The sequence below is a fragment of the Paenibacillus sp. FSL L8-0494 genome, assembly GCF_038003695.1.
In the GTDB taxonomy this organism is placed as follows: domain Bacteria; phylum Bacillota; class Bacilli; order Paenibacillales; family Paenibacillaceae; genus Paenibacillus_AQ; species Paenibacillus_AQ odorifer.
The window spans coordinates 6725097-6737230 of the sequence record NZ_JBBOPQ010000001.1; the positions used below are offsets into that span (position 1 = coordinate 6725097).

At 44.0% G+C, this 12134-nt stretch carries 12 protein-coding genes; 4 read left to right on the forward strand and 8 right to left on the reverse strand.

Going from position 1 to position 12134, the window contains the following annotated elements; translation table 11 throughout:
• Positions 1-320: 320 nt before the first annotated feature.
• Positions 321-1082: an SDR family oxidoreductase gene (locus NYE35_RS30310; protein WP_036682280.1), complete on the reverse strand. Its 762-nt coding sequence runs from the start codon at positions 1080-1082 to the stop codon at positions 321-323.
• 203 nt (positions 1083-1285) lie between these two features.
• Here NYE35_RS30310 and NYE35_RS30315 point away from each other — a divergent pair, with 203 nt between their 5' ends.
• Complete coding sequence (locus NYE35_RS30315) at positions 1286-1918, forward strand: TetR/AcrR family transcriptional regulator (protein ID WP_235219469.1); 633 nt, start codon at positions 1286-1288, stop codon at positions 1916-1918.
• A 68-nt stretch (positions 1919-1986) separates the two neighbouring features.
• On the opposite strand, the gene NYE35_RS30320 is transcribed toward NYE35_RS30315, so the two are convergent.
• Genes NYE35_RS30320 through NYE35_RS30330 form a run of 3 tightly spaced genes read right to left on the reverse strand, consistent with a single transcriptional unit; the run spans position 1987 to position 5496 of the window.
• Positions 1987-4056: a carbohydrate-binding domain-containing protein gene (locus NYE35_RS30320; RefSeq protein WP_094901036.1), complete on the reverse strand. Its 2070-nt coding sequence runs from the start codon at positions 4054-4056 to the stop codon at positions 1987-1989.
• A gap of 23 nt (positions 4057-4079) precedes the next feature.
• On the reverse strand, positions 4080-4760 hold the full coding sequence (locus NYE35_RS30325; RefSeq protein ID WP_076124168.1) for a DUF4956 domain-containing protein: 681 nt from the start codon (positions 4758-4760) through the stop codon (positions 4080-4082).
• Positions 4753-5496, reverse strand: a complete 744-nt coding sequence (locus NYE35_RS30330) for a polyphosphate polymerase domain-containing protein (protein WP_076105108.1) — start codon at positions 5494-5496, stop codon at positions 4753-4755. Before NYE35_RS30330 ends, NYE35_RS30325 begins: the two co-directional genes overlap by 8 nt.
• Positions 5497-5755: 259 nt before the next feature.
• On the opposite strand from NYE35_RS30330, the gene NYE35_RS30335 reads away from it, so the two are divergent.
• Positions 5756-6433 carry a response regulator transcription factor gene (locus NYE35_RS30335; protein ID WP_341122371.1) on the forward strand — a complete coding sequence of 226 codons (678 nt, stop codon included), beginning with the start codon at positions 5756-5758 and terminating at the stop codon, positions 6431-6433.
• Positions 6433-7707 carry a sensor histidine kinase gene (locus NYE35_RS30340; RefSeq protein WP_076296988.1) on the forward strand — a complete coding sequence of 425 codons (1275 nt, stop codon included), beginning with the start codon at positions 6433-6435 and terminating at the stop codon, positions 7705-7707. Before NYE35_RS30335 ends, NYE35_RS30340 begins: the two co-directional genes overlap by 1 nt.
• 59 nt (positions 7708-7766) lie before the next feature.
• On the opposite strand, the gene NYE35_RS30345 is transcribed toward NYE35_RS30340, so the two are convergent.
• Both NYE35_RS30345 and NYE35_RS30350 read right to left on the reverse strand, forming a co-directional pair.
• Positions 7767-8522: a class I SAM-dependent methyltransferase gene (locus NYE35_RS30345; protein ID WP_341122372.1), complete on the reverse strand. Its 756-nt coding sequence runs from the start codon at positions 8520-8522 to the stop codon at positions 7767-7769.
• Positions 8519-9079 carry a hypothetical protein gene (locus NYE35_RS30350; protein WP_036682293.1) on the reverse strand — a complete coding sequence of 187 codons (561 nt, stop codon included), beginning with the start codon at positions 9077-9079 and terminating at the stop codon, positions 8519-8521. Before NYE35_RS30350 ends, NYE35_RS30345 begins: the two co-directional genes overlap by 4 nt.
• Before the next feature lie 95 nt (positions 9080-9174).
• Here NYE35_RS30350 and NYE35_RS30355 point away from each other — a divergent pair, with 95 nt between their 5' ends.
• Complete coding sequence (locus NYE35_RS30355) at positions 9175-10089, forward strand: phosphatidate cytidylyltransferase (protein ID WP_076099755.1); 915 nt, start codon at positions 9175-9177, stop codon at positions 10087-10089.
• A 22-nt stretch (positions 10090-10111) separates the two neighbouring features.
• Here NYE35_RS30355 and NYE35_RS30360 read toward each other — a convergent pair whose 3' ends face one another.
• Both NYE35_RS30360 and NYE35_RS30365 read right to left on the reverse strand, forming a co-directional pair.
• The gene (locus NYE35_RS30360; protein ID WP_256717289.1) at positions 10112-10771 is read right to left on the reverse strand and encodes a uracil-DNA glycosylase family protein; all 660 of its coding nucleotides are present in this window, start codon (positions 10769-10771) and stop codon (positions 10112-10114) included.
• A gap of 97 nt (positions 10772-10868) precedes the next feature.
• A complete protein-coding gene (locus NYE35_RS30365) occupies positions 10869-12107 on the reverse strand; it encodes an amidohydrolase (RefSeq protein WP_036682298.1) in 1239 nt (412 codons plus the stop codon).
• Positions 12108-12134 lie beyond the last annotated feature (27 nt).

A 12134-nucleotide genomic window follows, 5' to 3' on the forward strand; every position in this document is an offset into this window, starting at 1 on the left:
GTAACCTCCCGTTTGGGTCATCATTTGGCATAATGGTAGCGTGCTGGGGCACTCCTTCGTTTAATCCGATAACATTTTGCCCGAAAAAATTGGTTGGCGGACCCAGCAGACCTTAAATGCGCCATTATTCCATATTTGAATTGCTATCGGACTCCACTGCAGCTATTGGCGCGAAAACACCAAATATGGGCCGATTTATATGAAATAGCGTCTCTGGAGTCCGAATCCCTTCTCAAAAGACTGAAAATTTGCGAATAACGTCATCTGGGTCCCTAAGACTCCGTGGATAAATTGTTGAGGCAGAGGTAGACAACCAACATTTAGAATGCAGAAGTCCAACCCGCATCAGCAGCGATGATAGCTCCGTTCACAAAACTGGAATCATCCGAAGCCAGGAATAACGCAACTTGTGCGATTTCTTCAGGTGTACCTACACGAGGGATCACAGCCTGTGTTAATTGTGTACGGCTCACGCCGAATTCATTTATATTTTTCATTGAAGCACTGATGTTTGTGGCAGTAGCTCCCGGTGCGATAGCATTACAACGAATCCCTTTGTTGGCATACATAAAAGCTGTATTTTTCGTCAAGCCTACTACAGCATGTTTAGAGGCAGTATAAGTTGCTCCCGCATGGGCACCACTTACGCCACCTGTAGAAGCGGTATTAACGATAACCCCTTTTCCTTTTTCCAGAAAAATAGGCATTGCTTTACGAGTGGACCGCATTACACTTTTGGTATTGATATCAAAGATAAGATCCCATTTCTCGTCGCTAATGTCGCCAACTGGCTCAAACCCATCCATAATACCGGCGTTATTAACAAGAATATCTAGTGTTCCGTATTCTTTTACTGCGGTATCAATCATGCTATCGATATCTTCAACTAGGGCAACATTTACTTTCAGTGCCTTAGCTACTCCACCATTACTGTTGATCCCTGCAGCTACTTGTTCTGCACCTTCGAGATTAAGATCGGCTACAATCACTTTCGCCCCTTCTTTAGCGTACAACTCTGCGATAGATTTCCCCATACCTGATGCCGCCCCGGTAACCACTGCAACTCTGTCTTGAAGTTTCATGTTGGAAGTCTCCTTTACGTTTATCTATAATGTAAATATCAATATATAAAATCTCTTTAACGCTTAAAATTTATACTACTCAAGTTTAATCCTCTAAAATTTAACTATCAATATACAAATGGGACACCAAATGTTCATAAATATATATAATGCAGGATTCTGTTCAAATAGGATTAGAAAATAGACAGTTAGGTGGTCTTCTGTTGCTTAAAAATAATCGGAGAACTAGCAAATCGCGTAAAGAGCTTAAAAACGCATTGATATTAATCATGGAAAAAAAGAATTTCCGCACCATTACGATAACCGATATCGTTACCCTTGCCGATTTAAACCGCGGAACCTTCTATAAACATTATCAAACCAAAGAAGAACTTCTGAATGAGCTAATTGATGATGTGTTGGAGGATTTAATTAAGGCTTATAAAGAACCCTATCTTCATACCGATAAATTTATAGTTAGTGAGCTGACCACCTCGAGCATCAAGATTTTTGAACATGTGGTCTCTTACTCTAATTTTTATACCATCATTATAAATTCCAATGTTCTGCCAGGGTTCCAAAATAGGATTTGCGACCTCTTAAAGGAGCTCACCAAGCGGGACTTAGTCGCAGTTAATAACACTAATACCAATGTTAATATCGAATTGTTTTCCAGTTATACCGCCTATGCTCTATTTGGATTAATCATAGAATGGGTAAAAGGCGGATTTAAATATACAGCTAACCATATGGCAGAGCAGCTGATTGAGATTCTGTCTTTTAATTCACATAATGTGATCATCAATACTTCAAATCAACCGATTAAACAGAATTCCATCCCTGTTAACGGCGACTGATTTACCTCAAACTATCAAAAGCCACTCCAAAATAATGCTGGAGTGGCTTTTGATATGCAATTTATAAACTAAGGTCTTCTGTTTCCACCACCGCCACCTGGACCTTGATTAGTGTTTGCGGTTGTTACTCCTGATTCATTTAGCCAAGTTACGCTGCTGGTAATTTCGAACGCTACTACTTTTGTTCCTCCTGTGTATTCACCATCCGTATACAGTCCGTTCGCTTCACTACCAGTCGAGGTACCTCCCGAGTAGAGGGTGTAAGAACCTCCGTCCTTCAGATCCGGTGAACTAATCACCACCGTTTGATAGCTCTTCGAAGGAGCAAAGGTCAGGATTGTGTTGCCTTCGCTGTCCTCTAGATGAACCAAGGTTCCAGCCTCCTGGGTCTGAGGGAAAGTCATGCTCACTGCATGTTGGCTAGAGGTGTCAGACGGTGCTTGTGCCATGCCCGAACTTCCCGCAGCCACCAAAATTCCTCCACTCTGTTCAAAGCTACCGTCGAAATCAAGTGCACCGTTACCGCTATTGGTAGGTCCATTGACAATAACCGTGCCACCCGACATTGTGATGGAGCCGTTCGAATCCAGCCCGTCACCTGAAGCATCCACCGTTAGTGTTCCTCCACTAATCGTTAGCATATTGCTAGCAGAATCGCTGAATTGATCCTGCTCCTGAGGGCCGCCGCCTACAGTCGCCTCATCGTTACCTCCTGCTACATTCACTCCATCATCAGAAGCAACCACATGAGCCTCGCCACCGGAAATCTCGATGTTTGCTCCTTCAATCCCTTCGTAGCTCTTCGTAATATCAATTTTGCCACCAGATATCGCCACCAAGGCATCCGCATGGATTCCATCGTCGCCAGTTTTGATGTTGAATTCTCCATCAGCTATAGCAATGTTACTGTTGCTGTGCACTGCATCATCAGCAGAATCGATGGTAAAGGTTCCGTTGTTTAAGCTAATATCTCCTCCAGCCTTCAATCCTTTAGTACTTGGTGTTTCCGATTCTGTAGTTGTTGCCGTTGTTGTCGTTGTTGGTGCTTCCGTTGTTGGTACCTCCGGTTTTGTTTCTGGCATCGTCTCTGGTTTTGTTTCAGGTATTGAGGTTCCTGTTGTTCCTGGTGCTTGATCCCCTGTTCCCTGACCTCGGCCACCTCTCATGCCCATACCTTGCCCTTGATCACCTGTTTTCACTTCACCCTTCTCGTTGCCCCCACCCGTAACTAAGGTGTATGTTCCGCCATCTATTACAAGTGAAGTCTCAGCTTGAATTCCATCATTACCAGCCGTAATATCAAATGTTCCTGCTGCTATTGCTATGAAGCCTTTGTCCGTCTCAGTATCGTTGGTTGATTTCATACCATCGCCTTCTGCCGTTATGCTGATATTTCCGTCTTGTACAGCGACAAGATCTTTACCTACAATCCCGTCATCGGCAGCCTTAATTTCAATAGTGCCACCCATAATTTTCAGATCGTCCTTGCTCGTAATTCCGTCATTATAGTTAGCGGAAACAGACAGCTTCCCGGTACCATTAATCGTTAAATCCGCTTTACTGAAGATAGCCGCACTTGGTTCATCTGTAGTTTCATCGGCATACACGTAAGTTGCTCCATCAGATACGGAGTTCTCCGTCCCGTCTTCCAAGGTAATGATTACTTTGCCCGCTTCTTTAATATCAATTGCAGCACTATCGCTGTTCGTGATGTTCACACCGTTCAGTACCAAGTGCACAGTACCTTCATCCTGATTATTAACTACAATCTGTCCATCACTCAGCTTACCCGACAGCACATAAGTTCCTGCTGCAGTAATTGTCACTGATCCATCCTTAGACTCAGCCCCGGTGCCGTCAACAAGCGCACTTGTTCCAGCCAAAGCAATTTCGGTCGATTGGTCAGCTGTCCAAGTTGTATTAGAATCCTCTTCATCGAACGTCACCAGATCGGACAATTTGGCGCTTGCCAGTTGTACTCCCGTGGCAGCCCCGTTCTGAGTTATCGTTGTTCCCGAGGCTGCTGCTGTACCCGTCGCTTCAGACTGTGTTGTTGTGGAATTGGTGCTGCAAGCCGACATAAGTAATGCACACAATAGCAAGATTCCTACTTTACTTCCGGTTATATATTTATCCATTTTTCATCCATCCTTTCGTTATCTTAATAGTCATTAGCAGTTGGAGTCATGGTCAGAGACAGGTCTAAATTACCGTTCCGGGTACGAATCGCATCCAAAAATTCCTTCTGGTTCACAGCCTCACCCAGCGTTACAGCGTAGACCAGTTCATATAAACTGCCAAGCTCAGTCGTTCTAATCTTTTTAAGCTCATACCCAACGTTATATTTATTGAATACTTCAGCGAAGGCTTCCTCATATCCCAGACTCTCCGGGATGGTCACCTTTAATGTTTTTTGTGACGTTGTTCTTACACCAAAGTTAGTCCGGTTAAGGATAAACATAAGGGCGCATAGGATAAGGGTGAAAAAGACTGCATATCCAAAGGAACCCACCCCACAGGCAAGTCCAGAAGCCATGGTGAACAAAACAAATGTGATATCCTTCGGATCGCCAGGCGCACTTCTAAAGCGAATGATGGAGAACGCCCCGGCAAGACTGAAAGCTCTGGCAACATTACTGCCGATAAGCAAAATGATGATTGCCACAATTACGGGCAGCAGTACCATCGTCAGTGTGAAGCTTTGCGAATAGCCGCTGGCATTCGTCTTCATATAGGTGTAGCTAATGATCCCGCCAAGAGCAATAGCTATAAAAATAGTTAGCAGTGCGTTGGTAAACGTTAACTCTGTACTAGTTGCTACGGTAAATAATGAATCAAGCATAGAGGGCACTCTCCCGTTCTGTTTTACTGTTCTTCAGCATTTTTTTATATTCGTTGCCGTACTTAGAGAAGCTTGTACGGTACATTTGATGCTCTGAGAGCATTTTGGCCAGCCAGACCGGAATCGTGTTCTCAGCCTTTACTTCCATAAGCCACTGCCCCGGCTCCAGCAAGGGTTCGCCATGAACACCGTGCTCCATCTTCAGATCGTACCGGCGGCTGCGAATATTTGTATCGAATGTAATTCTTAGATCGCGATTGTTTTTACAGAACAACGCTTTTCGGTCATAAGACAGATACACCTTGGGCTGCAAATCATAGCGTGTCAGAAAATATTTGATCTCTTCAATCACCTGTTTATTCATGTAATCCTTGAATTCCGGTTCCATACCGGTGGCGACAAAATCATAAGCCTCGTTTAATTTGAGCGACGTTCTTCTTTTATTAACAAGACCAAATACCTTCTTCTTGATTTCCAGATACACCTTCGTATCTTGATTTGGAACACCGTAAGCTCTTAAACGAAGCTTCTCTTTGTACTTGGGCTTCGCAAGACTGTTACGAATCAGGGTGTTGTGCTCCGTGTCATAATATAAGTTGGTTATGGAGTAAAACTCATGTTGCTTGTTGAAATCGTCCAGTTCCATGTATTCAAGCAATTGGTTATAAAATTTATAGTAGGCTTCGTTGTCCAACAAATATTTGTTCTCATAACGGTTGAATACCTCAATCGCCATATGTGATCAATCCTTTCTGTTTATCGTTGTCTCGTGTGCTTATGAATGTATCTTAGATCCCAAACCTTTAATGAATCTTAAATGGTTTTACGAATTATTGATTATCTTTACATTCCCTTAACACAGGTGTACATCGTAACTGCGGTGTATGTTGGACTTCCGGCCGCTGTTGTCTCTCTTCATTAAGGTTCAATAAAGGTAATACTGATATAATGACCTCAATAACAAATACTGGTTCTATGTAGGGGATGGCAAAACCATGAGAATATTAATAGTAGAAGACGAGCTCCATCTCGCTGAAGCCTTAACTCAAATATTAAAAAAACATAATTATTCGGTAGATGCAGTCCATGACGGCAGGTCGGGTCTGGATTATGCACTGAGTGGAATCTATGACTTACTGCTGCTCGACATCATGCTGCCTGAGATGGATGGGATCAGCGTCCTTAAGACGCTGCGAAAAAAGGGGATACCCACTCCCGTTATCCTGCTTACTGCAAAGGGTGAGATTACAGATATGGTCACTGGGCTGGACTATGGGGCTGACGATTATATCGCCAAACCTTTTTCCTCAGAGATCTTATTGGCAAGAATAAGGGCTGTACTAAGACGTAAAGGCGAGGTGATACCGGATGATGCTTTAAAGTTCGGGGATATTGAACTGAATACATCCAATCTGAAGCTTACCGTGGGTGGCAAAGAGATCAAGCTCAATCTAAAGGAATGTGAACTATTGGAGCTTCTTATCTTGAGGAAACAAGCCGTAACCTCCAAAGAACAAATTATTGAGAAGCTGTGGGGCTTCGATTCTGATGCTGAGCACAATAATGTAGAGGTGTATATTTCTTTTTTGAGAAAAAAACTGACCTTCTTAAATTCGACCGTACGCATTAGTACGATCAGAAACGTAGGGTATGTATTAGAGGTGACGACCTAATGTTCACGAAGCTCAGAAATCGGTTTCTTATTGTTAACTTAGTCACTATCTCGGTGATCATGCTGGTGGCCTTCATCTCGATTTATGTAATTACGTACCAAGATGTCCAAAACAATATTCAGATGGATCTTCACAGAATCATGGAAAACTACAAGTCTCCCGGTGGTGATACAGGACGAATGGGCTCAACTAAGGGAAGTTCCCAGTTACCCCATGCTGATAATAAACGTATGGATAACGGGACTCCACCTCCTGAACGGTCAGTCTCATTTATGCTGAAGATAGATACAGCGTCGAACCTCATAGGGAAAGATTCCAAATTTACTATGGACGATGAATTTTATAATACGGCTCTGCAAGAAGCGCTAAGTGCCGGTAAAGATACCGGAAGGTTCACCTTGGATAGCAGCAAATGGATCTTCAACATCCAGCATACGAGTGATGGGGCGATGCTTGTATTTCTGGACATCACTGCAGAGCAAAAAATCCTCACCAATCTAATCTATACCTTCTCTGTAGTTGGCTCAGTGATGCTGATTATCTTGTACTTCGCTAGCCGCTTTTTTGCTAATCGTTCAATTGCGCCGGTAAAGGAGGCTTTTGAGAAACAGAAACAATTTATTGCGGATGCTTCCCATGAGTTGAAGACGCCGTTGACCATTATTAACACCAATGCGGATGTTCTCCTGTCCAACAGTGATGACACCATTCACAATCAGTCCAAGTGGCTGCACTATATCAAATCGGAAACAGAGAGAATGACCAGCCTGACCAATGATCTGCTGTACCTGACCGAGATGGACGATTCCAGATCGAGAATGATTTATTCGAAATTCAATCTGAGCGACGTGGTTGAAAATATCATTTTAACGATGGAAGCTGTAATCTTTGAGAAGCATATTTCCCTTGAATATGACATCGAGCCTGATCTGACAGTGCTAGGCAATAGTGAACAGATCAAACAAGTGATTATGATCCTCTTGGACAATGCTGTAAAATATTCGAACCCTAAAGGCTCAGTCACCTTATCCCTTAAAAAACAACATAATGACATGGTGTTAGCGGTCACCAATACGGGGGAGGGCATTGCACCGGAGCACTTAGCGAGCATCTTTGACCGATTCTACCGTACAAATGCCTCCCGGGTGCGTAAACAAGGAGGATATGGCCTAGGGCTGGCGATTGCCAAATCCATTGTTGAACAGCATAAAGGAAAAATTTATGCCAAAAGTTTCGTCGGCGAGTCCACCACGTTTTACGTACATCTTTCATAACTACAAGTAAAAAAGACTCAGACCCTGTTATCTCTAAGGTTTGAGTCTTTTTATTTACTTTACACTTCGCCCCAATAAATTTCCGTCTTATAATCAAAAAACACTTGCCCACCCTGGTTATTTCGTTCAAAAATATTCCGCAGCTCAGCCATCATAATCTCATAGCTTGGATCTCCGGGGACCGGAGTGTAGGAAGACGATCGAAGCCGCCCGCTTAAGCCCTCCAAATCAAATACCTGCTGATTGCTAAAATGCGCTACTTGCATCTGTTCTTTCTTGAAAAAGGAACTAAGGATCTCAGGGGTAATGTTCTTATGATTAACTTGAGTGTAGTTCGTGCCGAAGGTCTGCAGCAGCTGCTCATATTCCTCCAGAAATGGGGTACCGTAAGTAAGCCGGGAATTCCATATCAGAATAACTTTTCCACCCGGTTTTAGAATCCGCTTGAATTCCAATTGCGTTGCGTCCCTATCAAACCAGTGAAACGCTTGGGCGCATACTATAAAATCCATCGACTGATCTGATAATTCTGTATGTTCAGCAGACCCCGGCGATACAGAGAAATGGTTATCCTTTGCGAACTTCTCTTCCGCAGCTCTACGCATTTCCGGATTGGGTTCAACGGCAGTCACACAACTCCCGCGCTCCAGAAGTAATGCTGAGAATATTCCTGTTCCTGCACCAATATCAGCAATATCACAATTGGGTTGGAGCCCAATAGTATTGTACAAATAATTAATGGCTTCTCCAGGATAGCTCGGCCGATATTTCACATACGAATCTACCCGATTAGAAAATATTTCTTTGCTATTCATCCTTCGTCTCCTCCTAGGCGCTCAGGTTCATATTCACTTAATTTACCTTGGTAAACCAATCTCAGCCGATCACTTTGGCGAAAATCATCCGGAGTAACGAGTGCAGGCAGCTTATTCCATAACTTAATACCCGACCGCTCTAGAATTTCCGCTACAAATTGCGAACAAAAATAAGAGTTGCTGAATTCGACAGGCTCCTTTAGGGCAATGCCAATTACGCCGAGAATATTATAGAGATACTTTTGACGGCTTCGGATAAAGACTTGCAAGACCCGCTCCATTTTCTCCACTTCGCGGGCTGTAACTTGAAGTTCATATAGGACACATGTTGTATTTGGATATTTGCTGAACGTACCTGTCTTAATATCCTCCTTCACAAACCCTCCATTCAGGGGGTTGCTCGGATGCTTCCTGCCAAAGCTATACAGCTCAGAAAGCTCTCGATTAAAGGAGATCGAGGCATGATTATAGGGTGCTTTTGTATAGCCTTGAATGAGCTTCGTAAAAAGCGTCCCGGTATTCGTCAGTAATATAAAGACCGATGGATCTGCTGCCATTTACAATTTTCCCCTTATCAAGTTTGAACGTTTCCTTCATAATAACATATGAACCCATTAATGGAATCTACTCTAGGACAAGTTGGTGATCAGTTATCGACCGCTCTTTATTAACTATAATTCTTATCTTTGCGGCCCTATCGGCCATTCACTTGATGTATGTAGTTATAGGGAAGCTACAGCCAAATAAAGATTATACGGGCATTGGCTTTCGCATCAAGACGTGGTGGGGAATGCTTTTTATCTTTTGCCTAGCTACCCTATTTAATCCCCTCGTCTCTCTGCTGTCTCTCATGGTCCTCTGCTTCTTTGCACTGAAGGAGTATTTCTCCATGATGAAATCACGAAAATCCGACCGCAGGCTATTTCTGTGGGCGTACTTATCCATTCCGTTACAGTTCTACTGGATTTATATCGAGTGGTACGGAATGTTTATTGTCTTCATCCCAGTTTATGTATTCTTGCTCCTACCACTGCCCAGAATGATTAATAAAGGCACGGTTGGTTTTATGCGTAGTGTCAGCTCCACGCAATGGGGGCTAATGCTGATGGTATTCGGGCTTAGTCACTTGGCCTACTTTCAATTTGCTACACCGGAGTATGGAGCCGGGCTTGTACTTTTTCTAGTAGTGCTAACGCAGCTCAATGATGTGGTCCACTATCTGGCATCACTTTATGTAGGGAAGCGTAAAATAGTTCCCACCGCCAATCCGTATTTGACTTGGGAGGGTTTCGCTTTCGCATTTGTCATCACGACAGGAGTTTCCTATCTAATCTATCCCTACCTGACGCCGCTCAACCCAATCTTCGGGTTACTGTCAGGCATGTTGGTCAGCTTGAGCGGCTTCTTTGGCAGTTTAACGGTTTCCGTGTTAAAGCGGGATCTGCTAATCGGCGATGGCGATAAATTCGTGGCTTTGAAGCAAAGCCATTTAAGCCGGATCGATAGCTTGACCTACACTTCACCGGTCTTTTTTCATGTCATTCGTTATTTTTTCGACTTCATGTAGATCATCTGATGGGAAGCTTGAATCAGCCCTTCCATGAATGATTATGCAGTATCTTCATCATCTGTTCTTGATGGCTGGCGAACTGCTTATATCGATGTCCGTTGGCGCCCGAGGGGTGGGGAAATCCCCATAAGCAGCGTTGTTTATCTAGCTCACCTGCGGACACAAGGAGTTGAAGTATACTTTCCACTGTTTTTCCTAAGGGAATAATTAAGGCCCGGCTCAGTATGTTCAGCTCCTCACGCAAGGAAGATAATGCCTGCGCCCTGAGGAATGAATTTGAAAGTAGCTTGGGCTGGGTCCCACTATAATTTTTCTTATCCACGAACACAGGAAAACGCAATAAAGAGCTGGTGTGCAGGATCGTCTGCTGCTGCTGAAATAGTTCTTCACAAGAGGTTAGGTTCAAGTGTTGATGCAGTTTAAGTGTATCTAACATATGAATTAACGTGTTCCGCATGGAACCTGCGAATCTCGCCGCTTCCTTTGCTGTTCTACATACCTCTTCATCTGGCAAACCAGCTTCCAGACCTATGATCGCTTCTTGTATCGCTAAACCCATTTGTGTGAACCCGGGTGTTAACCCCATAATGATCACCTTAGCAGAAGGATTAATGTACTCATTATGGGGCGCATAATAAATTTCCACCTTGCCATTACGCTCCATTAGAAGCTTATCCACCTGCAGATCCTCTTTAGTTAGCACTGTACCCTTCGGGAGTGAGAGGATCGCCGATTTATACTGATGCAGATAGTTAGAGAGGAGCATATCATCTGCCTCACAGGTCTCTATTTGTTATCGAACCACTCACCAGACGGCCTTCGTACCAGACAGCTTGGCGCTGCGCTCTTCGGGCTACTGCTTCTGCCGAACAGCTGGCATGCAACAGCACAAAACTAGCAGTGTCGCCAACCTTTGGCCATACCTGCTCGCCTTTTGGATCAAGGGGTGTTAATCCTCCTGTTATAAATCCGAGGGATTGAGATAATGCCAATTCATCGTTGCAGCCGTACAACTCCGCGTAACGTCCTGCCTTTTCCAATTGATCTCCATTACCAAAAGGGGACCAGTGATCGGTAAGACTATCTGTTGCCAGCTTCACTTTTACCCCTTGGCTATGCAGCATCGGAAGTGGCATCATCATTCTTCCAATAGGCACTGTGGATGCAATAGTCATACCCAGTGATGCCATCCGTTTAGCTACCTCTTCTGCCTCTTGCTGCTGAGCTCCTGCGAACCAGAACGCATGACTGACCGTGACCTTTCCTTGCAAGCCAGCTTCTTCCGTCAGATCAGCTAACCGCGTCAGTGTTTTCTTTCCCGCTTCTTTTCCATCATGTAAATGAATATCAATGCCGGCATTACTCATCACTGCTAGTTCCACCATCGTCTGAAGTGACTTCTCGATATCTCCATCCACCGTATAAGGATCTACTCCGCCTACAAAGGTTGCCCCCTCTGCCAGAGATTGTTTTACCAGTTGCACAGAATCCGAGCGCAGCAGGCCATGCTGCGGAAACGCCACAATTTCAGCTGAAATTGTGCCCGCGAATGTATTTAATGCTTGTACAGTTGCCTCTAATCGCTGCAAACCACTGACAGGCTCAATATTGCAATGGCTACGCACATGTGTGGCACCAAACCCCTGAATAAGCGTCAGGATGCTCTCTGCTTGTTGTCTCGCCATGGGCAGCAGCTTAGGCAATAATACCTTCTCTTCCTCAATCCGTTCGAAAACACTGGACGCAGGCTTTACCGCTCTCCATGGTCCACCGTAATACGTTTTATCTAAATGGATATGTGCTTCTTCGAAAGAAGGCAACATCAACAACTCTTTACAGTCATATTTCGGGAGCTGGCTCTGAAGCTCTATGTCTGCTCCAACAACTTCTGATATCTTATCCCCGTCAATGCGGAGATGACAAATCTTCGTATTCGTACCCGCTACTTGCCCATCCTCAATAACATAACCTTGTTCTAATCTTATATTGGTTAACCAGTAAGAAGCATTCAACATGCTACCCCATCCTTTTCTCAACAATTT

Bases quoted from the DNA above. Each gene is read 5' to 3' on its own strand.
- NYE35_RS30310 (WP_036682280.1), bottom strand. From the start codon at position 1,082: ATGAAACTTCAAGACAGAGTTGCAGTGGTTACCGGGGCGGCATCAGGT.
- NYE35_RS30320 (WP_094901036.1), bottom strand. From the start codon at position 4,056: ATGGATAAATATATAACCGGAAGTAAAGTAGGAATCTTGCTATTGTGT.
- NYE35_RS30325 (WP_076124168.1), bottom strand. From the start codon at position 4,760: ATGCTTGATTCATTATTTACCGTAGCAACTAGTACAGAGTTAACGTTT.
- NYE35_RS30330 (WP_076105108.1), bottom strand. From the start codon at position 5,496: ATGGCGATTGAGGTATTCAACCGTTATGAGAACAAATATTTGTTGGAC.
- NYE35_RS30335 (WP_341122371.1), top strand. From the start codon at position 5,756: ATGAGAATATTAATAGTAGAAGACGAGCTCCATCTCGCTGAAGCCTTA.
- NYE35_RS30340 (WP_076296988.1), top strand. From the start codon at position 6,433: ATGTTCACGAAGCTCAGAAATCGGTTTCTTATTGTTAACTTAGTCACT.
- NYE35_RS30345 (WP_341122372.1), bottom strand. From the start codon at position 8,522: ATGAATAGCAAAGAAATATTTTCTAATCGGGTAGATTCGTATGTGAAA.
- NYE35_RS30350 (WP_036682293.1), bottom strand. From the start codon at position 9,079: ATGGCAGCAGATCCATCGGTCTTTATATTACTGACGAATACCGGGACG.
- NYE35_RS30365 (WP_036682298.1), bottom strand. From the start codon at position 12,107: ATGTTGAATGCTTCTTACTGGTTAACCAATATAAGATTAGAACAAGGT.